We start from the raw sequence: 25,373 nt of genomic DNA, 5'->3' as shown, positions 1-25,373 counted from the left end.
AAATGCTATTTTTTGCTGTATTCAAACCAATTAAATTCAGCAGTTTTTTTAGATTTTTCACCATTACTTGTAGCATACATACCCACATAAGGTCCATTAAACCCTAAAGCAACTTCATCTGCAATCATTGTTAAATCTAGATCTTTTGCCAAAACTGTATAGCTGTTGTTACTAATTCCATAACTAAAAGTAGCTCTAATATTATCGCCCTCAACTTTTACAAAAACATTTTTTTCTTTGAAAGGAACTCTTTTAATTTCTTTTCTTACTCCTCTTTTGGTAGCTATTAAAATTAATTCGTTTTTTTGTTTTACCAATTGAATATGATTTTTACTATTTCTGTATAGCACCAAGCCAGCTTGTTCATTTTCTTTTTTTGATGAAAATTTAAAACTTGTTGATGCTTCAAATTGATGATGTTGAATTCTTTTACCTATGTAAGATGGATTTACCAAGCTATCTAGAACCTCAGGCCTAAGTGCTATACATAACTTATCATTAATTAAGTTGTGCCATTTTGTAAACGGTGTTCTTATAAAATTCCATGGTAAAGCTAGTTTATCACCAGAAAATTCATCTCGTTTTGGAATTGGTTTTACAGGTGTCCAAGGTAAATTTGGTCTTTTTTGTGATTCTAATAAATGGCCAACACCAGGATTAAAAACGGGTGTTAAAAAATTGTCTTGTTTCTCAAATTTAACCGGAGTTAAAAATGTTTCTCTTGCTAATAAAGAATACCCTTCTTTTTTACGTTTTCCTAAGGTTACTGCCCACCATTCTCCATTTTGAGTTTCAACCAAATCTGCATGACCAACAGAATGTATGGGATAATCTTGCCCTAAATTTCTATGCGTTAACACAGGATTTGAATGATTAGGAATGTAAGGTCCCCAAAGTTTATCACTATGATGTACAGTTACAGAATGGAAAAACCCTGTACCTCCTTCTGCCACCAAAAGCATGTACTTGCCTCCTATTTTATACAAGTGTGGCCCTTCTGTCCAACGTGCATTTTTTGCATGCCCATGAGTTAATTGCTGTCTTTTACCAATTAATTTTCCTTTTTCTAAATCGAGTTCTTGCATCCAAGCTCCATTTTTTTGTGGCCAATCATTTATGTTGGTAATATTTGCATGTCCTGTGTAATAGACTCTGTCATCATCGTCCCAAAACAAAGAAGGATCTATACCTCTAGAACCCAACCAAACAGGATCTGACCAAGGACCAGCAGGGTTTTTTGCGGTTACATAAAAATTACCATCGCATTTTACACAAGTAGTAATGAGGTAAAAAGTACCTTTATGATGCCTAATTGTAACAGCATAAATTCCTTTAGAATCTCCTAAACCTTTTGGTAAAGGGATTTGATCTGGTCTTGACAATCCATAGCCTATCAATTCCCAATTAATTAAATCTTTACTATGATGAATTGGCATACCTGGAAACCACTCAAAACTTGAATTTACCATATAGTAATCTTCATCTACCCTAATTATGGATGGATCTGGATAGTAACCAGACAAAATTGGGTTTTTAAAGTTTTCTGGATTCTCTTGGGAAACCATTTGAAGTGTTAAAAATAATATTACAAACTGTACTATTCTTCTCATTTTATACTTATTTTAATTCTCTTATTTCTATATCTTTAAATGAAATCTTATTTTTAGAATTCATGTGGCATTGTAGGGCGATTTTTCCTTCTAAACCTACTTTTCGGTTTTTATGAATATCATCATCTAAAATCCCAGAACCATCGTAATCTGATACCACAACGTTATTTACCAATGTTTTTATATGAGTACCTTTGCAAATAATGGTTAAATCATTCCAGCCAGTTCCCTCATTTTCTTTGTAATAAATTACTTTTTTGGGTTTGTGTACTTCCTCATCAATTTTCCAACTTTCTAAACTTGGGTTTATCCAACGTGTGTAACCTCTGGTTTCATCGTAAATGAAACCATTTGTCCAAGGTTTGTTTGGATTTATATCAACTTGCGGCCCATCCATCCAACCTTTGTGAACCTTTTTACTTATTGTAGTTTTAGCAGTTTTATCATACCTGCTTCTTACTTGAATACCACTATTTCCTTTATTTTCTGAAGATGCTTTAAACTTTAATCTCAACTCAAAATCATCGAAATCTTCGGTAGTTTGCAACCAAACATGACTATGACTATTGCTATGTAATGAATTGCTTACAATAGCACCATTTTCTACTTTCCAAAAGTTTTTAGCAACATCTTCTTTAGCTCCTTTAACCACCCAACCTTCTAAGTTTTTACCATTAAAAAGAGGTTTCCAGTTGTTATTAACAGAAAAAACTTCAGTAGTATTCAAATTGCCACCACCTTTATTAGGGCTTCCAGCAATAGCATAAATTTTATTGTTATGCACAACAGCTCCTCCACTATGACGTCCTCTATTTAATGCTGATAACTCAGACCATTTTGCGTTTTTTACATCTAAAAGTTGCGTAGTACTGTATGCTTGTTTTAAACGGCCTTCTCCCCCAATAAAAATAATATTCTCGTTTAAACTTACAACTCCTGCTCCTGCTGTTGGATGAGGCAACTTCTCTTTTAACGTATGCCATTTTTTTTCCTTAAAATCATAAACATCAACAAAAGGATTGGTTGCATTAAAGAAAGCTCCAAAATTATTTGGGGTATGGAAACTGGTATTTCTACCTCCAATACAATACAATTTATCATTCACAACAATTGCTGAAAAATGATCTCTAATATGTGGTGCTTTTGTTAAAATTTCCCACTTTTTTGTTATAAAATCGTAACTATCAAAATAATTATTAGTACCACTTGTATGACCAAAATCGATACCACACACCACATATAATTTGTCTTGATAAACTACAGCACCTGCACCACCTCTTCTTCTTGAAGCTGGTATTTCTGCACCTTTTGTCCAAGTATCTTTTTCTGGGTGATATATCCAAATATGTTTCAATGGTTTTTCTTTTGGATATTGACCTGTCATGGCTCCAACCACATAAATGGCATCTTTGTAAGTTACGGCCTGAAAATGATGCATTTCTAAAGGTGGTTTCTTATTTGTTTTCCATGTATTATTTTTTGGATTAAACACATTTACAGGATTTTTACCTCTACCACCAAGTAAGTAGAATTTGTTTTTATAAGCCACTAAAGAACTTTCATGACGCGCTTTAACGTTGCCTTCTGTATTGAGGGTTGTCCATTTATATGATGTAAAATCATCATTTTGAGCATAAAATTTGGGGTAAAGAAAAAAGAAAAAAAGAAAAAAAACGACTTTATTTTTAAGGATAGTATTCATTAACAGATTAAAATTTACTTATTTCTTAAACTTACTAAAATTAATTCAAACATTTTTTAAAGTAAAACATTATTAACCATCATTCAAATAGAAATAAAAAACTTTTAACTTTTTAATACATTTAATAAAGTCGTTTAAAAAACATCCCCCAATATTTTCTTCAAATATTGTTTTTAATTGAATGTTTTCTTTACTGTATTGCTCTATTTTTTAGCGAATATGTTTAAAGTCTTCAAAAGATAATTTTTTAAAAACATAAATACCTGCTTAATCAAATAGTACGCCCATTTCTTTAAACATTGCACCACCATTTAAAAAGTGAGCAGTTATCCAAAAAACAGTCCAATCTTCTACATAATTACCTCTAAATGAAGTTACATCTTTTGAAGTTAACAAATGCTCTTGTGTGTAATTGGTTTGTTGAGGTTGTTCTCCTTGGCTTCCATAGGCATCTATTAACTGCCCACAACTTAGAAACATTATTTTAGCCAACTTTTTTAATCTTTCATTTTTGGTATAATTGCCCAGTTTAAAAATATAAGGTGCCATAAAAACACCATACACATCTATATGCATATTTTGCACAGAAACTGCGGTCCATCCTCTAGTTTTAAAATTATGATCTCGCAAACGACCAGCAGGCAATGCAACATCCCAAAGATAAGTATATGAAATAGCAACATTGCCAGCGTGTTTTGCCCACTCTAAATATTTTTTTTCTTGTGTTAATTCGTAAAGTGTTAAAAACCCTTGAAATGCACCAAATGCACCTTCTTTGTCTTCACAACTTGCATCTAAAGTACCACCCCAATAAACCTCTTGCATTTTTAAACTTCTGTTTGCATAGATATTTGCTGCTTTTATCGCTGCTTTTTTATACATATTATTGTCAAAAATTTTAGAAGCTAAACTTAATGGTGCTATAAAAAATGCTTCATCTGTTGAAACTGGATTCCAATTTTTGGCTAAGATTCTTTTACTGTGAAAATCAGCTGCTTTTTGTAAAAATGTTTTCCACTTTGTGGGATTTAATCCAGATTTGTCAGTAGCTAAAATTGCATTTACTACATTCAGCATGGTTTGTCCTTGAGATAAAATTTCAGGATTTTCTTTCCAAATTCGAGTACCCCATTTTTGTTGATTTGTGTGATACCAAGTAAACATCCCTTCTTCGTAAAACTGGGCTGAAGCCACAAAATCTAAAGATTTTTGCGCCATTTGTAAAGATGATTTATCTTGAATTTCATCTTGTAAATACTGAAATGCAAAACCAGGTGCAGCTGCCTGACCAACCCAACCCAACACAATTGCTGGATCATATTTTTTTAATTTGGTATCAAACTGATTAAAACCAGCGTAATTTTCACCTTCAATCCATCTATTTTTTGCAAACTGATACTTGCTTTTTATAATCTCCTTAAACTTTGGCAGGCCATCATCACTCAAATTAAAAATATCTAGTGAGGTTTTTATGGATTTTTGAAAACCTGTTCTTTTTTTATCAACTTTATAAGTTTCTAGATAGAATTCCTTTTCTATTATTCCTCCTGAAGGAATATTTAGGTAGGCATTGTTATAGTCTGCAAACATAGTTTGTTTGCCTTTACCTTGAAAAGCTTTAATTACACTTTGTTTATTATTAAAAGCACAAGCACCACTTAATAGCGAAAGAATTGTACCTTCCTTTACCGTTTTTACACCTAAAGACCACCATTGGTCTTTTAAATTTGCAAATGGTACAGCTGTTGGTTTGCTATGTAATGCTGCTCCATTTAATTTCTTATTTCCCCACTCTAAACTTACAAATGGCATAGGAAAACGATGTTCTTCAAAAAAAGCTTTATCACCTATTTCTCCATCGTAAATAGGAGTTCTTCCACTTTTTTTTCCTGATGGATTTCCAAAATATAAAATACCTGGCATTACAATGCTTTTCCCTTTAGCAGGAGCAAGATATTGAATTGATAATGTGGTTTTGTTTAGTGGTTGATTACCTGTCCATTGGAATCTGCGAATACATTTAATACGACCTTTTTCTTCCTTGTAAGAATCACGAATTAACAAATCTCCCTCTGGAAGTTCTATTTTGCCTGATAAAATGATATAATCATTTACTTTTTCTAGCTTTGTAGGATTACCATACCTCCAATTGCTCATCCAATTATTCTGCCAATTTGTGGCAACAGCCCAAAAGCCAGAAGTTGGTGATTTTAATAAAATATTTCCTTTTTTATCTACAATTTCAATACTGTAAGCATTATCTTTTTGGATAACATTTAGGCTCGTTTGTTGTGCTTTGCAAAGTGATGTTGCAAAAAGTATTATCCACAGAAAATTGTACCTTAATTTTTGCATTTACAGTATTGCCTTTCTATTAAAACAATTATTTAATGGTTAATAATTTAGATAAAACTTGATGATGGCTATTAATTCTTACTACATAAATACCTTGTTTTAAATTCTCGACTGGAATTTTAACATCAGTCTTTTCTATATGATAAGAAGCCACTAAAGCACCTGTTATGCTGTAAATTTTTAAGTTGATATCACTATTATTTACATCATTTAACTTTAGTGTAAAATTTGTTGATGCTGGGTTAGGATAGATGATGATATTTGACAAATCATCTTTAAAATCACCAACACTTAATGTCGCAGATTTTAGCGAAAACTGTTGATTATTTCTGTTTTCTTGTAGTTCCCATTGTTGAATATTTGCCCCATTTGCTGCACTAACTCCAGCTACATCTAACACTTTTCCACTAGATTTAGAAACTACTTGATACCAATCTCCATCAGGATTTACAAATTTCCATAGTTGATTATCTGCATTGGTTAGTGTTGCTTGTTGAATATTACCTCTATTGTCCATAGAGTTATTGGCAACTTCCATAGCTTTGTTGCTATTTCTATTGGTAATAGCATACCATTCACCAGCATAATTTGTAATTTGCCATTGTTTGTTTTCTCCAGATTCATCTGCTTGCTGTTGAATATTTCCTCCATCTAAAACCGAGCTATTTTGTACTTCCAAAAATTTATTACTATGTCTAGCTTCCATATAATAAATTCCCTCTTCTACAGCAACACTGCCTGTACAATTTACAGAAAAAGCTCCTAAATTTGTTAGACACTCTTCTTCATCTCCATATCTAACAAAACAGCTATAATTTCCTTGACCTAAATTGCTTACTGTATAACTACCAGTGTTATCATTTACTAAATTGCTAAATGTTTGACCACCATCTACACTAAATTGGATTGATGTTTTATCTGAATCATCATTAAAAGAAAAACTAATTTCACCATCTGCATTTCCACAAGAGGCATCCTTAACCTCTGCTGTTACATCGCTTATTTGACAGCCTTCAGCAGGACAGTTGATAAAAGAGACAGTACTATTTGTATTTCCTCGTATTTCTATACTTTCTTTTCTTGGACACTCACCATCTATTACAATATGTGCATCTTTTATTCCACTTGTACCTGGCCTTCCTATAGTGTACATTGTAGATGGTTTACTGCCTTCACTAACTTTATAAGTAAAAGTTCCTTCAAATTTTAATTTTATGGTTTGATTCCCAGCATCATGTTTTTGAGCCCATGAAAAAACTCCGTGGTTATAATCGGACTTTTCGTAATTATCTATTACTGTACAATTTCGAATTATGCAAGTATGATTTTTTGGTACATCTGAACCCCAACTTGTCATAAATGGCCCTCCATTTTTATTATGAACAATGGTTGTATTCTCTACTAATTTACATTCTATCGTGTAAAGCGCATCATCATAGCAATCTATATAACAATCTCTTACAATGGTTTTTCCTTTTCCACCATGAATACCATCTGTAGTAAACGTATGAGTTCCAGCAATTATATCACAACGTTCTACAGTAACATTTCCAAAACCAGCGTGAATGTGAAACTTCATTGGTTTAGTAATTTTTAAATCGTGTATATATACGTCTGGAGAGGCATCACAACGTATTGCAGAATAGGATCTTCCTTTAATACCATCGTCTGTTGGACGAGAACCATCACCTTGAATTATAGACGTTTTTCTACTCTCACCTGCAATCTCTATGGCTTTAGAACGATTGCCCATGTAAAAACTTCCTGTTATCGTAACGTTTTTTTTAATGAGTATTTTGTTCCAAGAATCTGGTACACGAAATTTTCTACCAATGTTTTTGTCTTCTGTGTAGGTTGCAACACCATTTACTACTGTTTGAGCATAAAAACTACTTGATAATAAAAGAAAAAGGGATACCACTGTTAATTTCTTAAATTTTAACATTGATTCTTTTATTTAGAAGTTCCAACACTACGTGTGCCTTTCCCTTTTTTTATATCTACATTTAAATCACCAAACTCTGCTCTAGCACTATTGACCAATAGCATCATTTCTTTTACAATATTTGGGTGTTGATCAATAACATTGATGCGCTCTCCTGGGTCTGAAATCATATTGTACAACTCCATTTCTGTTAAAGTTACCTTTTCATTGCCTCCACCATTACCATCATTTCCTGGTTTTCTACGTTCATAAGACCTGTAGGTATGAGGCAAAACTAATTTCCATGTATCATTTCTTACAGCACTTAAATGATTTCTATTTTGATAATAGTAGTAATACTTTCGATTACTTTCGGTGGTTTTTCCCATCCAAAGTTGCGATAAATCATATCCATCAATTTTATTATTAGATAAGTTTCCATCAACTAGACTAGCTATTGTGGTGATGACATCTATGTTAGAAGTAAGTTGATTATTGGTAACACCTTTAGGAATGTGATTGTTCCATTTTACGATAAAAGGTACTCTTTGGCCTCCTTCCCAATTGGTTAATTTTGCTTCTCGTAAACCACCTGTAGAACCTGCATGATTTCCATAACTTATCCAAGGACCATTATCTGAAGTAAAAATTACAATTGTATTGTCTGCAATTCCTTGTTTTTCTAATGATTTCATAATTTCACCCAAAGACCAATCAATTTCCATAATTACATCACCATACACACCTTGTTTGCTTTTGCCTTTAAATTTACCTCCATAACCTAAAGGAACGTGAGGCATTGTATGTGGCAAATACAAAAAGAACGGATTTTCTTTATTTCGTTCAATAAAATTGACTGCTTTTTTGGTATATAATGCTGTAAGTTTATCTTGATCTTCTAAAGTTGCTATAGAATCGATTACTGTATTGCCTTCAATTAACGGTAAAGGTGGAAATCTATCACTTTTTTCGGGCCACATATCATTAGAATATGGTAAGCCTACAAATTCATCAAAACCGTGTTGCAAAGGCAAGAATTTTTCTAGATGCCCCAAATGCCATTTTCCATAAATAGCAGTGGCATAACCTTTATCTTTTAGCATTTCTGCTATTGTATATTCTTTTGGATTTAAACCATTTTTACTATTAGGAAAAAATGCTCCAGAAATTCCTATTCTGTTTGGATAACACCCTGTTAATAACCCTGCTCTTGATGCACTACAAACAGCTTGTGCTGCATAATGATTCGTAAAACGCATTCCTTCATATGCCAATTTATCAATATAAGGTGTTGTAAAACCGGTAGCTCCATAACTACCAATATCTCCATAACCTTGGTCATCAGCCATAATTAAAACAATATTGGGCATTTTTGATATTGCATTCTCTTTAACTTTCTTTTTTGTAAAAGAAGTATTTATTAGAAAAAACACAATTAGTATAGTAATATGGACTTTAAAAAGTTGCTTCATTTTAGTTGATTAAAAGTTTTTAGAAATTTCATTTCCTTCAACGTCATATAATGTTAGCTCATCATACCCTTTTAATTGCGTGCTGTAGGTTTTTAAATTTTTGATGGTTAAATTTTTGATGGTTCCTTTTACCGTTTTTTCATAGATACCATCGTTTTTATCATCCCAAAGGTTTACCAAACTTCCATTTGGGTTGTCAATAGTAATTCCATCAATATTAACAGTTACAGTGTATGCGCCACTTCTGCCAGCAATTACAGGGTTACTTTTGTATGGACTACCTCTACCACTATCGCCAATTATGGTAATATTTTTAAAAGTACCAACAGCATTATTGGGGTAATTTCCCCATCCTAATTGAATTGGCACTGCATTTTTAATCATATTGATTGTAGTGTTTGTTACAGTAATATCATTATAAACTTTAATAACATCGTCTGCAGTTTCAAAATAACAATTATCTACAGTAGAGCCATTACCTGCAGCAATACCATCACTATGATTGTGAACACCACCTCTGTTATCTATAAAATCTGCGTTTTTAAGATGAACTTGACTCCCTAAACCTCTTACGTGATATGACCTAGGGTTTAAACTTGTTAAATTTTTAATGGTCATTTTTCCTTTATGACTTTCAAAAGAGCTTAATGTATAAGGTTTTATATGGTGTTTTTGCGACCAACTTTGTGTTTCTGTACCATATAAAACGGATGTTTTTCTGTTTTTACCAACAATTTCAATATCTGAATAGGTATGAAACGCACCATTAACCGTGCAATTTTCTGCAATAATTATCTTTTTTACTGCTTTTGGGACTTGCCAAATAAAACTTTTATCACCTTGATTTTTAAAATTGATTGCTCCAGAAGTTAAAAATGTAAATGTTTTAGTCGTTGAATTCCATTCAGTTTTTCCTGAATAATTTTCTTTTATTTCGAATACAGTTTTACTAGTTGCACAACTGAAGAACAAAAAAATTACACTCGTAGTAAATATTACAAGACGCATTACCTTATTTAACATATTATTAGAATTGATGATTACTTGTTAACTCCAAAAATCAATAACATACTGAGAAATTATTTACTCTATAGACTATAATTATAGCGATTCTGTGCTAAACTAGTGTTTTGTTCCAAATTTATAAATACACGTAGAGGTGTATATTTCTCCTGCTTTTAATGTTGTTGATGGAAAATTTGGTTGATTTGGTGAATCTGGAAAATGTTGTGTTTCTAAACAAAATGCACCTCTAAAAACATACGGTTTTCCGCTTTTGCCTGTTGTTTTGCCGTTTAAAAAATTACCCCCATAAAATTGCAAACCAGGTTCGTTTGTATAAATTTCCATAGTTCTGCCAGATGTTGGCTCAATAACTTTTGCAGCAAAAACATATCCTAATTCATTTTTAGGACTTTTATTAAGCACAAAATTATGGTCGTAACCCAAACCAAAATTTAGTTGTTCATCATCAACTTTTAAATCTTTTCCTATGGGTTTTGCCTCTAAAAAATTGAATGGTGTGTTTTTTACATCCGCAATTTTCCCTGTTGGAATTAAGGTTTTATCAACAGTTGTAAACCCATCTGCATTAATTTGTAACAAATGGTTATTGATTGTTCCATTACCTTCACCTGCCAAATTAAAAAAGGAATGGTGTGTTAAATTAATAACTGTAGGTTTGTCTGTTTTAGCTTTATATTTTATCAGCAATTCGTTTTCTTCTGTTATTGTGTAATGAATAGTAACGTCTAGATTTCCTGGATAACCTTCTTCCATATCTTTAGAAACTCTATAAAATACAACTTGATTATCAACAGTTTGAATTGCATCCCAAACTACGCTATTAAATCCTTTTTTACCTCCATGCAAATGATTTTCTCCATTGTTAATGGCAAGTGTATAGGTTTTGTTATTAAGCGAAAATTTTCCTTTCTTTATTCGATTTCCATAACGCCCAACTGTTGCTCCAAAATAAGGTTCATCTGCATCTATGTATTCTTGTAACGAGTTAAAACCCAAAACAATATCTGCTTTTTTTCCATTTTTATCTGGCACAACTAAACTGACTAATCTTTGACCATAATTACAAAAAGTAGCCTCTATACCATTGCTGTTTTTGATTGTGTAGAGTTTTGTTTTTTTGCCATCAATTTCAAGTTCAAAATCTTTCTCTTTCCACGTTTTCTGAAATACTTCTTTTTCTATTTTTTTAGGTTGAGGCTCTTTTTTATCGGTTTTACAAGATAAAAAAACAACAAAAGCAATTAGTAAAAATGCATTTGCCTTAAAAAAGGATTTCTTATTATATCTATTATAAATCATTACTTTTTAGATTTTATATACCATTTAGACAATTCTTCTTTTTTTGTTTTATACGATGGATTATCAACCACATTTGTGTACTCCATTCTGTCGTTTTCATGATTGTATAATTCTTCTGTTCCGTTATTGTATTTGATGTAATTAAAATCATCCATTCTTATAGATTGATTCCCTTTTCCAAACGTGATGATTGCTGGTTCTTTACGTTTGTAATTATCATCATTTAAAAAAGGAGCTAAAGAAACACCTTCTAAATCTGTTGGTTTTTCTAATCCTATTAAATCCATCACTGTTGGATATAAATCTAATAATGATACTGGTTGATCAATTTTTTTAGCAGCAATATTCTTTGTAGGATGTTTGATAATTAACGGTGTATTTGTGGCAATATCCCACAACGAAAATTTTTCCCAACGGTTTTTATGCGCCAATTGCCAACCATGATCTGTCCATAAAACCACAATTGTATTTTCTTTATTAGGTCCATTTTCTAAACCTTCTAACACTTTACCAATACAAGCATCTGCATAACTTATAGACGCTAAATAGCCTTGAAGAGCGTATTTTAATTGTCCTTTCTCTTTAACATGGCCCACAAATTCTGATGAAAAGTTAGTACGAACATGTTCTGGAATATCATCCATATCATCTTCTGGTAAATCGTGCATTTTAATCTTATCTATAGGATACATATCAAAAAACTCTTGAGGCGCTAATTGAGGCGAATGTGGTCTAAAAATTCCACACGCCAAAAAGAACGGTTTGTCGTGTTTCTTATTTAAATAATCTGCGCTAAACACTGCGTTTTGATAATCTGCTGTTTCTTCAATTTTTGCAGGAATTGGTCCCCAAACTCCAAACTTACTAATATAAGAAGCACCCGATTTTCCTGCACCTTCTTCTCTCATAGCTCCTTGCAACCATTTGGCTTGATTATACTCGTCTAAATACAGTTTATGACCACTTGTACCAGTATTGTTTTTATTTTGATAATCCCAAGAAATATCATCAGAAAATGGATGAGGTTCTTTTCCTTTTCCTCTTGGATGATGAAATATTTTACCAGCTGCAACAGCTTCATAACCATTTGCCTTTAAATATTGAGGCATTGTAATTCTATTGGCATTACCAGGTTTTTCTCTAAACAAACCTGGATTTGTGTATTGCCCTGTAGTTTCTGGTCGTAAACCTGTTAAAATTGCTACTCTTGATGGATTACAAGCAGGCACCACACAATGTGCATTTGTAAACAACATGCCTTGGTTTGCCAGTTTATCAATATTAGGAGTTTTTGCTTGCCCTCCAAGAGCACCAACCCATCTATTTAAATCATCTACAGCAATGTAAACTATATTTAATTTTTTGTTATTCTCTTTATTACTTTCTTCTTTGCGAGTTTTGCAAGAAAACAATATGATTATAAGGGCGAATACTAAACCTGTTTTTTTCATCAATTAATCTTTACTAAATTATTATTTTTAATTTGGAGTTACTTTGTACAATTTTGCTCCATGAACATTTACATTTTCTGTAAAACTATTTTTATAAGAACCTACATCTTTTCTAGTCCAAAGGTTTCTCACTTTCGCTTTTGTTTTAATTCCTAAATCTTTAAAGTTTACTTTTATGTCACGTTTTTTGTTATCCGTATTAAAAAAAGCTAGGTATTTAGATTTGCCATCTGGTGCATCACTAACCCAAACAATTAGACCGTCTTTTCGCCATAATTCTTTTTGAAAAGTTCCTTTTTGATTCACTTCAATAACTTCTGGATTTGTTAAAAGTTCTTTTACAAATGGAGTGTTTTCTGGCATGTGACCACCCATCATTAAAGGCGATTTACAAATCATCCAAAGTGTAATGTGTGTAAATTGTTCATCTTCTGTAAAATAGCTAAAACGTTCTGGTCCTTTTGGTCCTCTTTTTGATATTTTACCAATTTGAAGCATATCTGCATCTGGCCAACTATCTGGGCCTGTAACATTGTTCCATTGTTTTATTAAATCAAACTGATGTAGAAGTTTATCCCAATCGTCCCAAAAATCTTTAGAAATCCTCCATAATTCGCTATTAGCATTAACATGCTCTCTATTTTCATATTTCATATTTAAAGACAAGCTCAAAACAATATCACTTTTATGATACGCTATTGCTTTGCGAATTGCTTCTACCTCAGATTTTCTATAGGGATAAGTCTCTTTTAAATCAATATCATCAACCTTAATATAATCTACATCCCAACTTTCATAGAGTTCAATAAGTGAATTATAATAGGCTTGTGAACCTTCCTTATCCATATTTACACCATACATCGTATTTAACCAGGGACATACAGAAGTTGTATCTGCAATTTGATTTGCTGTAGTATTTAATGCATCTTTAATGGGCGAATTTGCCCATACTGCCTGTCTTGGAATACCTCTCATTACGTGAATGCCGAATTTTAAACCTTTTTTGTGCACATAATCTGCCAAAGGCTTAAAGCCTTTACCATTTGCTGAAGAGGGAAATTTTATAGGATCTGGTAATAACCTACCATTGTTATCCATGGGTAACCAAGGCACTAAAGAGTTGTCTTTTGGCAGTCTAAATTGTGGTGGATTGCTTTGTACGCTTCCTGGTGGATGTGGATAATACCAGCAATAATCTACAACTATATATTCCCAACCTAAATCTTTTAGATTTTCTGCCATATAATCTGCATTTGCTTTTACTTCTTCTTCATAAACTGCAGCTCCAAAACTATTGTAGCTATTCCAACCCATAGGTGGTGTTGGCGTTAAAATTGTTTTGTTTTTAACTTGACTAAATGTTGTAAAAACAACAGATAAAAGCACAATAGTTAAAACTATTTTTTTCATTTGATTTTATCTTTTTAAAAGTCTTTAGATATTGTATTACCTTGCGTATCTGTAATTATCAATTCATCATAACCTTTTAATTGATTTGTATAACGTCTAATATTTACCAAGTTTACATTACTTAAAGTGCCTTTTAATGTTTTTTCGTAAACACCATCATTATCATCATCAAATAAATTAACTATTGAAGCTGTTTCATTATCTATTGTTAAACCATCAATATTTACTGTTACTGTATAATTACCTTTTCTACCAGCAATAATGGGATTGCTTTTGTAAGGATTAAAACGACCACTATTACCAATAATTGTTAAGTTTTTGAAAGTGCCTACAGCTCCGTTAGAATAATCTCCCCATCCTAATTGAATAGGTACACAATTTGTTACCATCTCTATTGTAGTGTTGGTAACTGTAATGTCTTTATAAACTTTTATTACATCATCTCCTGTTGCAAAGTAACAGTTATCAACAGTAGAGCCATTTCCTGCAGCAATACCATCACTATGATTGTGATGACCTCCTCTATCATCTATAAAATCTGCATCTTTTAAATGAACTACTCCTCCATTTCCTCTAACATGAAAAGATCTTGGGTTTAAAGATGTTAAATTTGAAATATTTAAAACTCCTTCATGACATTCAAAGGAACTTATTTTATAAGCAGTTAAGTTGTTATTATTTGCCCAAGCTTTTTCTTCTAATCCATATACTATTGACGTTTTTCTATTTTCTCCTACAATATCACAATTTGCATATGTGTGGAAACCTCCATCAACTGTTACATTTTCATTGATAATAATTTTATTAACTTTAGTTGGAACTTTCCAGATAAAACCAGCTAAACCTTCACTAGGAAAATCAATTTTACCAGATGTTAAAAATATAACTTCACCTTTTTTCTCATCCCATTTAATATCTCCACTATAAAAATCTTCTAGTCCAATTACTGGATCTGATGTTGTTATTTGATTATTATCATCTTGTTGCATAATAACATCTTCTTCTTTAGAACAAGAAATAACAGCAATAAATAAGCTAATTATAAAAACTTTATTTTTCATTATTCCAATTTTTTTTTAAAATGTCATCCATTTTTTTAGAGAGACTTTCTTTTATTGATTTATATTGATTATTTGATGCTAAGTTATTCCACTCTAATGAGTCTATGGTGTGATTGTACAATTCCTCATCATTATTTTCATACCTAATGTACCTCCACTTTTCGGTTCTAATTGTATTTCTTCCTTTTCCCATTTGTGTTAAAGATGGATAGTCCCATTCCTTTTTAGGTTTTTTTAAAAGTGGTACAATACTTAGCCCTTCATTCTTATCATTTTTTGGGAGGTTTGCCAAGTCTAAAATAGTAGGGTATAAATCCAATAAATTTACTGTACGTTTAGATCTAGTTCCTGATTTTGTAATATTTGGTGCTTTAATTAATAAAGGAACTCTGGCAGCTTCTTCCCAAAGAGTGAATTTTTTGTAACGTAATTTCTCGCCCAAATGCCAACCATGATCTCCCCAAAGAATAACCACTGTATTATCTTTATAAGTGCTTTTTTCTAATGCATCTAATACCAAACCAATACAATAATCTGCATACGCAATACTTGCTAAATAGGCTTGAATGGCTTCTTTTTCTTTACCATATTTTTTAATGGTTTTGTATTCTTTAGTGGGTTTTAAATTTGGGCTAACATCATCTAAATCTTTTGCCAAAACTGTGGGTAAAACAATATCTTCTAACGGAAATAAATCGTAAAATTCTTTGGGAACCACCCATTTTAAATGAGGTCTAAAAATACCCAAACCTATAAAAAAAGGTTTGTCAATAGAAGTTTGTAAAAGATCTGCAGCCCATTTTGCATTCAAATAATCTGGAGTGGCTTCTAAAGAAATATTTGTGGCTGCCCAATCCATATTGTCGGACATTTCACCTTTTGGAATGCCATTATCTAAAAAACCTTTTTTCTTTTTTACATTACCATAGCTTCCTGTTACTTTACTCCAAGTATTCCAGGTATGTTTTCCTGTGTTTGGTGTGTGATATATTTTACCACGAGAAAAGGTTTCATATCCATACTTTGATAAATATTGAGGCAACATAAGCGATTTATTAATCAAATCGTTCTCAAATACTTTGTGTTTATTTTGATAAATACCTGTTGTAGAAGGTCTGTAACCAGACATAATACTTGCTCTTGAAGGATTACAAACTGAAGCTGCACAATACGCTCTGTCAAAAATTAATGATGATTTTGCCAAACGATCTAAATTTGGTGTTTTTGCTTGTGGATGACCATTTAAAAAACCAACCCAATCGTTTAAATCATCAACAGCAATAAACAGAAAATTAGGTTTTTCCTTTTTTACAGTATTTTTTTGTTGAGAAATACTACAACTTATTATAAAGAACAAGAGGCAAAAAAAACCAAATAGTTTATTTAACATATCAATTATTTTTTAATAAGAATTTTTTGAGGTTTATATGATGGCCCATAAGATTTTACATTCCCTTTTTCATCAAACCAAATAGGATCGATCACTAAAAAAGGGTTTTCATCATCTTTATCTGGAATTATTCCGTGACAAGACAACCAATATCTACCATCTGGACCCTTAAATATTTCGTTGTGTCCCACTTGATTAAATGGGCTATTTTCATCACCAGTAAATTTAAAACCACGTTTTTTACAAGTGCTTTTACTTTGCGCTCCATAAAAAGGATTTGCTTCATATTTAGTCCAAGGACCATCTATACTTTTTGCTGTTGCATACCCAATTTCGTAACCACGTGTCCAGCTAGAATAGAATAAATAATAAATGCCATTATTTTCAATAACATACGCACCTTCTATTCCTATGGAATCCCAATCGTAATATTTTTCAACTTTTGGTTTAAGTCTGCCATCATAACCTGCCGTTTTTAGCATGTTCCCTTTATCATCAAAAGCATAATCAACCTGTGCAGGTTTTATTGCACTTTTAGGCTCTGTTAAAAAAGTGGCTGTTGCTAAATCTATTTGCGCAAAACCGATTCCAAATTCTCTGCCTTTGTTCCAAAATGCCCAAACTTTACCATCTTTATCTTCAAAAAATGTTAAATCATTTCCTCTAGTTAAAGGTTTATCTTCTGTTACTATTGTGTAAGGGCCTTCTATATTATCTGCAACTGCATATCCTGGATGTTGCCCAACAAATCCTAAATCATCATTACTACAATTAAAAAGTGCATAATATTTGCCTTTTATTTTTTGTATTTCTGGCGCCCAAAATCTACGATGATACCATTTGCTTTTATCGCCTGCATTCACAATATATTTTACAAATTGCCAATCTGTTAAATTTTTAGATTTGTACAAAACCACACCCTTATTTAGGTTGCCATTTTTTTCTTGTCTGGACCAATGAGGATAAGATGTACCTGTCATATACCACCAATCTCCGTCTTTTAACACTTGACAATCTCTTAATCCTTTTGGATCGATACCACTTTTTATTGGGTTTTGATACTCAAAATATGCTGCCTCTTGAACATTGTTTTCAGCAATTAATTTTTTCTTGTTCTTACACGACGTTACCACTAAAGCAAAAATGGTAAATAAACAAAACAACTTATACTTCGCCATTATTCTATACTATTTTATTACTATTTATTTTTTTCCCAAGGCATTAATTTCATACCATTTGGTCTATATCTTTTTATTTCTAAACCAAGTTCTTTGGCTTTTTCAACTTTTTTTCTAAAGCTTTTTCCAGTATCTCCAGGATTCCAATACCATTCACTAGGTTTGTGTTCTGTATTCATTATTGTAGCCAATTCTTTGGCTTTTTGTGGATAGACTTTAGCATAATCAAAATCTATATGTTGATCTTCTTCTACCAAATACAATTCTACTTTTTTATTAGGATGTGAACGATACGCAAACCAAGGTCCTTGCCTTACAGCTTGCTCATTTTGCTTGTAGAAATACATAAACCTCTCTTTTGGAATGGCATTTTTATCACCATTAATAAGTGGCAACAAGTTGTGTCCATCCAGTTTTTTATCAACAGAAAAATTAATTACTGATGCAAACGTTGGAAATAAATCTACCAACCAAACTGGTTCACTTACTACTTTAGGTTTGTTTTGATTTGGCATTCTAATCGTAAAAGGCACACGCATTCCGCCTTCAAAAACGCCAAATTTACCACCCTTAAAAGGGCCTTTGTTTGCTAAATCTTTATCATCTAACCAAACTCTGTGACCTGGTTTTATGGTTTTTGGACTGTGCATTGCATAACCATTATCTGATGCAAAAACAATCATCGTGTTTTCATATAAACCTTCTTTTTTTAATTTATTGATGAGTTTACCAACAGAAATATCTAAACGCTGTACCATTGCTCCCCATTCTCTTCCATAAATATCCATATCTTTTCTGTCTTTTAATTGACGAAAATCATCAACAATTGTAGGACCATGAGGCAAGTTTGTGGTAAAGTATAAAAAGAAAGGATTTTCTTTATTTTTATCAATAAATTCTAGAGATTTTTTATCAAACAAGTCTGGAGCATACGCTGCTTTTTCCATATCCATAGCAACCAACTTTCCGTTTGCATCATAGTCTTTCTCAAATCTTTTGTTATTTTTATATTGATTCTTAACGTATAAAGAAGCAATATCAAAACTGTTATTTTCTGGATAATAGACAGGTTTATTATTTTCGTACAACACTGTAGGAAAATAAGAGTGCGCTTCATAATGGGTTAAAAAACCAAAATGATAATCAAAACCTTGATTTAAAGGATGCCCTTTTGTGTCTTTATATCCCAAGCCCCATTTACCAATAACCCCTGTTTTGTAACCTGCTTCTTGAAACATTTTACCCCAAGTATAAGTACCATCTGGTAAAGGTTCAAAACCTCTTGCACTGCTATTTAAACGAATATGTTGATTGCCTACATGTAAACCAGTTAATAAGGTTCCTCTTGAAGGCGCACATTCTGGAGCACCTGTATAACCTTGTGTAAACCTTGTTGATGTAGCAATTAAAGCATCAATATTTGGTGTTTTATAATGTTGTTGTCCATAAGCGCTAATGTCTCTAAAACTTAAATCATCAGAAAAAATAAAAACAATGTTTGGTTTTTTATTCATTTCAGAGTTGGCAATTTCAGAGTTTTCATTGTTGTTTTTACAACTAAAAAAAACCATAAAAAATAATATATACGTAATACTTTTTTTCATGTCTTTAAAATTTTTGAACCTCTTCATTTCCAGGTTTGGCATAATTATCATCTAGAACTTTAATTAAAACATTACCATTATTGTAATCGATATCCATTGGTACTAATGTTAAACCTTGCTTGTTTATGGTGTAAGCAGTATCACTCAAATCCATATTTTTTGCATTTTCAGGATTTAAAGGAGGTTTATTGGCATTGTAAAATGCAGTACACCACCAATTACCATTTTTATCTTTAAATGGAGTTCCATGACCTAAAAAACGACCTACAAACTTACGTTCATCATAAGGTCCTGTTAGATTATCTGACACACAGTAATATAAATTGTAAGTTCCATGACGCATTTTGTCTGTACTCCATGCAGTACCAAACAAGACATATTTATCTTTTACTTTGATGATATATGCGCCTTCATGCCCCATTTTTCTGTTTGAAGCACCAATTTTAATTGGTTTTCCTGCAAAACCACTAAAATCTTTTTTTAACGGAGTTACCTCTGCTATTTTATCAACAAGCCAAGGTTGGTCTCCATCCATAAAAATTGTGGGGTCATGATGTCGTCCAAAATCTGCCCCAAAAGGTTCTATAAAAGGGCCTTTTAGTGCTTTTCCTTCTGAAATCATTAAGTTGGCTTTTCCTTGGTTACTGGTGTACACTACAATCCATTTATTATTGATAAAATGAATTTCTGGTGCCCAAATCATTGCCGATTTTACTCCATGTTTATTTTCTTTAGAAACTGCTCTAGCTTCCATAGTTTGTCCAAAAAAAGATTCACTTGTTGTCCAAATAACACCTAAAGATTCCCAGTTTAATAAATCTTTACTTTTAAAAACCTCTATACCTCCTTTAGGAGCTTCTAGTTTTAGATTTTCTCTTTGACGTGTACAAGACATGTAATAAAACCCATCAGGATTTAACTGAATAAATGGATCTCGCATCCAAACATCTCCCATTGTATGTATGGTTTTATTATGCTGGTCTATTACAGATAATTCTTTTGCATTAAATGTTTGTTTTAAAGAATTCCCTTCTTTCTTTTTTACTGATTTACAAGATAAAACTAAAAGAAAAATTGTTACAATATATATGTTATAGTATTTCATTGTTTGGATATCTTTATTCGTAAATATTTAATTTTTAATACGTTTAACTACTCCCAAGTTGTTTCCAAAATCGTCAATATAAGTAGGCTCCAGATCTTCTGGATTACACCATTTCATTTTACCAATTTTACCACTCATATAATTTTCATAATAATTTCGAAACTTGGTAAAAGGATGTTTTTCATATAAATGCCCAAAACCGATCATTCGTAAATCGTTTTGTGCTGTTAGTTTTGAAACCATAAAAACTTCTAACTTTTCTATAGTTTTTGTATGATTTTTATCTGATGCTAAATTTTGTACACAAAAAGGATCTTCCTTTAGATTGTAAAATTCTAGTTCTGGTCTTTTGCCAAAATTTAACATCCAAAAATTTTTATCAACTCCTGAGCGCCTTAAATTAATTAATAATGTTTTTGTTGGGCTTCTATCTACATTCAAATATCCAGTTTCAGGATTACTTGCTGGCCAGCGACTTGGTTCATAATTTCGTAATAATAAAAAATCATCTTTATAAATTCCTCTAATTGGGTAACCTACATCATTAGGCCTTCCATGATCATGACGTTCTTTACCTACTAAAACAAAATTTCTGGTTTTATCAATAATTCCAGATTGAGAACTCTTTAATAGAGGTAAGATACTTTTACCAGGACTTGGATGCATTCCTGATGTTTTCCATTCTAAACCAGCAACTTCTAAAAGTGTAGGAGCTATATCTATAAAGCTGATATAGTCATCAATTTTTCTACCTGTAGATTTGATTTTATTTTTCCACATTACAGCCAAAGGGACATGATTTGAATTTTCATACTGATTGCCCTTTACCCTTGGAAAAGGCATTCCGTGATCTGACGTGTATATAATTAACGTATTTTCTAACTGTCCTTTTTCTTCTAATTCTTTAAGTATTTTTTGCACGTGATTATCTGCATATTCAATTTCTAAAGCGTAATCTAGCAAATCGTGTCTTACAGCTGTAGAATCTGGCCAATATTTGGGTACTTCTTTAATTAATTCTAGTTTTTTACCTCCTTTTTTTACTCCAGATTGATATTCGTATCCTCTATGAGGCTCATTAAAACCCACCCAAAAACTCCAAGGTTTTCCTTTTTGAACTTTCCCTAAAAAATCTTTGAAATTGCCACTATAATTATTTACAGATATTTCAGACGTTAATGCTTTTAATTTTTTTGTATCGTACTTTTTACCTGTTAAAAAACGATTTTCTCCTGTTGCTGTCTTGGCTATTCCTGGAGACCATCCTTTACCAGTATAACCTGTTGTATAGCCATGATCTTTTAAAGATTCTTGAAAGGTTTTAAATTTTGTAGGAAAGTAAATGTAGTGATTTGCAACAGCATCTAATTGCCAAGAGTTTCTGCCTGTTAACAAAGACGCTCTAGAAGGTGCGCATTTTGCATTAGGTGTGTAAGCTTTGTTAAATAAAATGCCTTCTTTCGCTATTTTATCAAAAGCAGGAGTGTTTACAAATGTACTTCCATAAGCACTCATGTCTAAACCTGCATCATCTAAAATAATGAATAAAATGTTTGGTTTTTGAGTATCTATTTTATCTGTTTGTCCATAAATACCTAAAAAAAATAATACTGTAAAAAGTGATAAAATCTCCTTAGTTTTTTTCATTTACTTAATTTCATTAACTCTAAAACGATTTAATTATTTAGAGACCTAAAATTCAAGTATTCATCAACAACTAAATTGCTCAGACGTGTAAATAGAGTGTCATTTTGTTCTATTTGTGAAGAAAACAAGAATTTAAAAACTTTGTACTACAATTTTAGCTTCAAATTATTTTATTGATAAGTTTTCATGACACTTCTCAAAGGTTTATCATTATACCATTTGTAATTATTCTAATAATATTATCCAGGTAAGTTTTTTTTAAACTTGAAAAGACGTTACTTAACCCTTATGTAGAGTTGCTCTTTAAAAAAAAAAAAAAGAATCATTTTAAAATCTTAAAATTATAAGTTTAAAACTATTTGAATGAACTGCACTAATATGATAGGTAATGGTTGTTTGACAAATGAAAAGTGGGTACAATAAGAAATAAGTCTAATTTATATGATTACAAACCCTCAATTAAATGTAAAAAAAAAACAAAATAACTTATTACGCAACTTAATAAATTTTGATGTGTAAATAGATTGGCCCTAAGTAGTTCTAAGTAATATTTTTAAATAAGAGTTAACTGAAAAAAAGACTTACAAAGAAATCTTTATGAAGAAGTTTTTTATAATGGTTAGAATATATTATTTTTAGACAAATACTTTTTGATAATAAAGGATTTCCGAATTTTAGTACGTTAAATGATATCATTTTAAGTTAATAAAAAAAATTTAAATATTTAACAGCTAGCTAACCGGCATAAACTTTATTAAATAGAAATTTGAGTTTACCACTTTACCAACTCTTTACCACTAAAATAATCGCTATAACACTTGCTATTGCTGAGGTTTACCAGCTTTACCACGTTCACCATCCACTATAAGTATTAATATATTCTGAGGTTAATTTCCCAAACAGCGAGTTAAATCTGATGACCTTATAGGTACAATTGGAGTGTACCAAGGAGGGATTACTTGTTCTATAATTAGAATAAATACATGCACCTCTCCCCACATGGTACATTATTAGATCTATTAAATATTAATCACACTAAAATGATTAACAATTATTTTTATTTTGCAACTCATATAGAGGATCAAAATATTTACAAAAAGCTTGAGGTAGGAGCTGAATATTCTAAACTACCAGCTGATGAACAAGCGCTATTAAAACAACTTTTAAATGGTTATTATCAGAAACCAAAGGAAACCTCAGCACTAGAATACTGTGCTAATTTTGTAAAAACATACCAAGCGGGGTTAAACAGATTACAAAAAGAAAAAGGCTACTCTCTTAAGTTTTTCCTTAAGGACTATCTAGCATTTAGCTTTAAATGGGGTTCGAGTATTCAATCCTATGGTCAACCAAAAGAACATGTTGAAAAAGCCGACTGGTATAAAGAGAAACGAGCTCAAGCCATATCACATGGAGAATTAGTATCAGAATTGACCGATACAAAAGGTAGTATTTATAAATTGCTTAGCTCTGCGGGTGATAATAAAAGCTTAGTAAAAATATTTCTTCCCTATGTTGTTGCATCATTAAATACTGATACAAGAGATAAAAGAAAAATGAATTTCGAACATACAGGAAGGTTTGTATTTGATTTTGATGATTTCGAAGATGAAAAAACTACTGTCGATTGGATGAACAAAATATGGAAAGGTACCACAAACATTAAACCATATATGGCTTTTGTTTCTCCTTCAGGAAAAGGCTTAAAACTATTTTGTCAAGTAGACATTTCTTTAGAAGATTTCAAAAATGACTTTAAAGATAAACATAGAGAATCTGTTATGAACTATCATAAAATTTGGTACAAAGGTGCTCTTGAAGAACTTAAAGAGAATTTTCCAAACATTCCTTGTAAAATTGACGATGCGACTATTGATCCACAAAGAGCAACTTTTCTACCTTTTATTTCAAATAAAAAAAAACACTTTAAAGAAAATCTTTCTGCAATTTCAAATTATTCTGAAATTGTAAATCAAGAAAAAGAAAGAAGAGATAAAGAAGTTCAAAAAGAGATTGTTAAAAATAAGAATACGATCAATAAAATAAAAAAGGAACATGGTATTAAATCTGATAAGGATGCGTACCATCTCTATCAAAAAAATAATAAAAGAGATTTTGATCTTAAGTTTGAATTAGAAAAGTTTACAAAAACGGTGAATTACATCGTTGATCTATCCAAAAAAGATCAAACAATTAAAAATTGGGTAGCATCAAATTTTACCTGTTACAATACATTATTAAAGCAAAGCTGGGTTCTTTACGGAGTGTTTGGAGAAATAGCTATTAATGAGATTAAAAAGTTAATTCCTAATGATTCTAATAAAAAAAATCCATCTAATGGTGATTATCGATGGACCGAAAGAAGCCAACATGATTACGATGCTGATCAGAGAGCTGAGTTAACTCCGGCAGCCTTTTATAAATTAGTTTTTCAAATAGGAAAGGTAAAAGATTATGTATTAGAAAACTTTGGGGCAAATTCCAAGCTGGTTAAAGGTTTAAAGCAATTTCATAGGTCTTATGAGGGGCATGTGAACAACCTTGACATTCAAGAAAAAAACAATAGTAATATAGATTTATCTGAATTTTCATCTAAAATAAAAGCGAGTTTAGATACAGATAAAAAGAGATTACCATTAATCGAAGACCAAGAAGAAATGGAAGCCGAGGTTACTTTAGGTCCCGATGATTATCTCGATAAAAAAGTAATGGAAGATCTTTTTCAAAAAAAATACAGAGATCAAAAAGTATTTATGCTACGATCACAGTGCGGTAAATAATTGTGCCGTCCTTAGGTGGGAACTTAAGGTAATAAAACATTTGAATTGCTGGAAAGCTAGAGCCATTCTAATACTCTTTTATTAGAAAAGGTACATAAGTAAGAAAAAAGCTTATGCTAAGTATGCCAATCAGCAGCTAAGTCAATTAATAAATGTATTCGTACTTCTTAGAAGAATATTCCTGAAGATCAATTTCAAGGATACCTCTTCTTACAATGTATCTAAAAAAAAAAGGGACCCACGCGGGGACAGCTGCATGTTGTTTTTAATATAACATGAGTTAACCCCTCCCTGGTCCACCCAATATATATTTTTATTTGATTGAAAAGTTCAGAGACTATCCCGAATCTCGATTGAAA

The 25,373-nt window shown here is 31.6% G+C and carries 16 protein-coding genes; 1 reads left to right on the top strand and 15 read right to left on the bottom strand.

The features are described from left to right. Positions 1-5: 5 nt before the first annotated feature. From ACWYN7_RS02595 to ACWYN7_RS02525, 15 genes are all read right to left on the bottom strand, one after another. Complete coding sequence (locus ACWYN7_RS02595; RefSeq protein WP_462858276.1) at positions 6-1,610, bottom strand: glycoside hydrolase family 43 protein; 1,605 nt, start codon at positions 1,608-1,610, stop codon at positions 6-8. 7 nt (positions 1,611-1,617) lie between these two features. Next, positions 1,618-3,312, bottom strand: a complete 1,695-nt coding sequence (locus ACWYN7_RS02590) for a 3-keto-alpha-glucoside-1,2-lyase-like domain-containing protein (RefSeq protein WP_462858275.1) — start codon at positions 3,310-3,312, stop codon at positions 1,618-1,620. Positions 3,313-3,579: 267 nt separating this feature from the next. Beyond that, positions 3,580-5,667 (bottom strand): hypothetical protein, encoded by a 2,088-nt coding sequence (locus tag ACWYN7_RS02585; RefSeq protein ID WP_462858274.1) that lies wholly within the window; start codon positions 5,665-5,667, stop codon positions 3,580-3,582. A 28-nt stretch (positions 5,668-5,695) separates the two neighbouring features. Then, a complete protein-coding gene (locus tag ACWYN7_RS02580; RefSeq protein WP_462858273.1) occupies positions 5,696-7,612 on the bottom strand; it encodes a T9SS type A sorting domain-containing protein in 1,917 nt (638 codons plus the stop codon). 8 nt (positions 7,613-7,620) lie between these two features. Further along, a complete protein-coding gene (locus tag ACWYN7_RS02575; RefSeq protein ID WP_462858272.1) occupies positions 7,621-8,961 on the bottom strand; it encodes a sulfatase family protein in 1,341 nt (446 codons plus the stop codon). 111 nt (positions 8,962-9,072) lie between these two features. Next, on the bottom strand, positions 9,073-10,071 hold the full coding sequence (locus ACWYN7_RS02570) for a glycoside hydrolase family protein (protein ID WP_462858271.1): 999 nt from the start codon (positions 10,069-10,071) through the stop codon (positions 9,073-9,075). 114 nt (positions 10,072-10,185) lie between these two features. Further along, positions 10,186-11,388 carry an aldose epimerase family protein gene (locus tag ACWYN7_RS02565; RefSeq protein ID WP_462858270.1) on the bottom strand — a complete coding sequence of 401 codons (1,203 nt, stop codon included), beginning with the start codon at positions 11,386-11,388 and terminating at the stop codon, positions 10,186-10,188. Then, positions 11,388-12,839 (bottom strand): sulfatase, encoded by a 1,452-nt coding sequence (locus ACWYN7_RS02560; RefSeq protein WP_462858269.1) that lies wholly within the window; start codon positions 12,837-12,839, stop codon positions 11,388-11,390. The genes ACWYN7_RS02565 and ACWYN7_RS02560 overlap by 1 nt, the downstream gene beginning before the upstream one ends. A gap of 27 nt (positions 12,840-12,866) precedes the next feature. After that, the gene (locus ACWYN7_RS02555; RefSeq protein ID WP_462858268.1) at positions 12,867-14,249 is read right to left on the bottom strand and encodes a glycoside hydrolase family 27 protein; all 1,383 of its coding nucleotides are present in this window, start codon (positions 14,247-14,249) and stop codon (positions 12,867-12,869) included. Positions 14,250-14,263: 14 nt separating this feature from the next. After that, complete coding sequence (locus ACWYN7_RS02550; protein WP_462858267.1) at positions 14,264-15,310, bottom strand: glycoside hydrolase family protein; 1,047 nt, start codon at positions 15,308-15,310, stop codon at positions 14,264-14,266. Next, complete coding sequence (locus tag ACWYN7_RS02545; protein ID WP_462858266.1) at positions 15,300-16,700, bottom strand: sulfatase; 1,401 nt, start codon at positions 16,698-16,700, stop codon at positions 15,300-15,302. The genes ACWYN7_RS02550 and ACWYN7_RS02545 overlap by 11 nt, the downstream gene beginning before the upstream one ends. A 5-nt stretch (positions 16,701-16,705) precedes the next feature. Next, positions 16,706-17,878 carry a glycoside hydrolase family 43 protein gene (locus ACWYN7_RS02540; protein ID WP_462858265.1) on the bottom strand — a complete coding sequence of 391 codons (1,173 nt, stop codon included), beginning with the start codon at positions 17,876-17,878 and terminating at the stop codon, positions 16,706-16,708. A gap of 20 nt (positions 17,879-17,898) precedes the next feature. Continuing rightward, entirely contained in the window at positions 17,899-19,482 is a 1,584-nt protein-coding gene (locus ACWYN7_RS02535; RefSeq protein WP_462858264.1) for a sulfatase-like hydrolase/transferase, read from the bottom strand. A gap of 4 nt (positions 19,483-19,486) precedes the next feature. Beyond that, positions 19,487-20,587 (bottom strand): family 43 glycosylhydrolase, encoded by a 1,101-nt coding sequence (locus ACWYN7_RS02530; protein ID WP_462858263.1) that lies wholly within the window; start codon positions 20,585-20,587, stop codon positions 19,487-19,489. A 27-nt stretch (positions 20,588-20,614) separates the two neighbouring features. Then, positions 20,615-22,234, bottom strand: coding sequence for a sulfatase family protein (locus tag ACWYN7_RS02525; RefSeq protein WP_462858262.1), 1,620 nt, complete (start codon positions 22,232-22,234; stop codon positions 20,615-20,617). 1,040 nt (positions 22,235-23,274) lie between these two features. On the opposite strand from ACWYN7_RS02525, the gene ACWYN7_RS02520 reads away from it, so the two are divergent. Beyond that, positions 23,275-25,014 (top strand): BT4734/BF3469 family protein, encoded by a 1,740-nt coding sequence (locus ACWYN7_RS02520; RefSeq protein ID WP_462858261.1) that lies wholly within the window; start codon positions 23,275-23,277, stop codon positions 25,012-25,014. Positions 25,015-25,373: the final 359 nt, after the last annotated feature.

It is taken from the genome of Polaribacter sp. M10, assembly GCF_054968445.1.
The sequence above is the reverse complement of the archived record's forward strand: the minus strand, read 5'-3'. Positions and strand labels throughout refer to the sequence as shown.

Excerpts from the sequence above, each read along its gene's own strand:
- ACWYN7_RS02530 (WP_462858263.1), bottom strand. The coding sequence starts at position 20,587 with ATGAAATACTATAACATATATATTGTAACAATTTTTCTTTTAGTTTTA.
- ACWYN7_RS02540 (WP_462858265.1), bottom strand. The coding sequence starts at position 17,878 with ATGGCGAAGTATAAGTTGTTTTGTTTATTTACCATTTTTGCTTTAGTG.
- ACWYN7_RS02580 (WP_462858273.1), bottom strand. The coding sequence starts at position 7,612 with ATGTTAAAATTTAAGAAATTAACAGTGGTATCCCTTTTTCTTTTATTA.
- ACWYN7_RS02585 (WP_462858274.1), bottom strand. The coding sequence starts at position 5,667 with ATGCAAAAATTAAGGTACAATTTTCTGTGGATAATACTTTTTGCAACA.
- ACWYN7_RS02575 (WP_462858272.1), bottom strand. The coding sequence starts at position 8,961 with ATGCCCAATATTGTTTTAATTATGGCTGATGACCAAGGTTATGGAGAT.
- ACWYN7_RS02545 (WP_462858266.1), bottom strand. The coding sequence starts at position 16,700 with ATGTTAAATAAACTATTTGGTTTTTTTTGCCTCTTGTTCTTTATAATA.
- ACWYN7_RS02590 (WP_462858275.1), bottom strand. The coding sequence starts at position 3,312 with ATGAATACTATCCTTAAAAATAAAGTCGTTTTTTTTCTTTTTTTCTTT.
- ACWYN7_RS02560 (WP_462858269.1), bottom strand. The coding sequence starts at position 12,839 with ATGAAAAAAACAGGTTTAGTATTCGCCCTTATAATCATATTGTTTTCT.
- ACWYN7_RS02555 (WP_462858268.1), bottom strand. The coding sequence starts at position 14,249 with ATGAAAAAAATAGTTTTAACTATTGTGCTTTTATCTGTTGTTTTTACA.
- ACWYN7_RS02520 (WP_462858261.1), top strand. The coding sequence starts at position 23,275 with ATGATTAACAATTATTTTTATTTTGCAACTCATATAGAGGATCAAAAT.
- ACWYN7_RS02565 (WP_462858270.1), bottom strand. The coding sequence starts at position 11,388 with ATGATTTATAATAGATATAATAAGAAATCCTTTTTTAAGGCAAATGCA.
- ACWYN7_RS02570 (WP_462858271.1), bottom strand. The coding sequence starts at position 10,071 with ATGCGTCTTGTAATATTTACTACGAGTGTAATTTTTTTGTTCTTCAGT.
- ACWYN7_RS02525 (WP_462858262.1), bottom strand. The coding sequence starts at position 22,234 with ATGAAAAAAACTAAGGAGATTTTATCACTTTTTACAGTATTATTTTTT.
- ACWYN7_RS02550 (WP_462858267.1), bottom strand. The coding sequence starts at position 15,310 with ATGAAAAATAAAGTTTTTATAATTAGCTTATTTATTGCTGTTATTTCT.
- ACWYN7_RS02535 (WP_462858264.1), bottom strand. The coding sequence starts at position 19,482 with ATGAAAAAAAGTATTACGTATATATTATTTTTTATGGTTTTTTTTAGT.
- ACWYN7_RS02595 (WP_462858276.1), bottom strand. The coding sequence starts at position 1,610 with ATGAGAAGAATAGTACAGTTTGTAATATTATTTTTAACACTTCAAATG.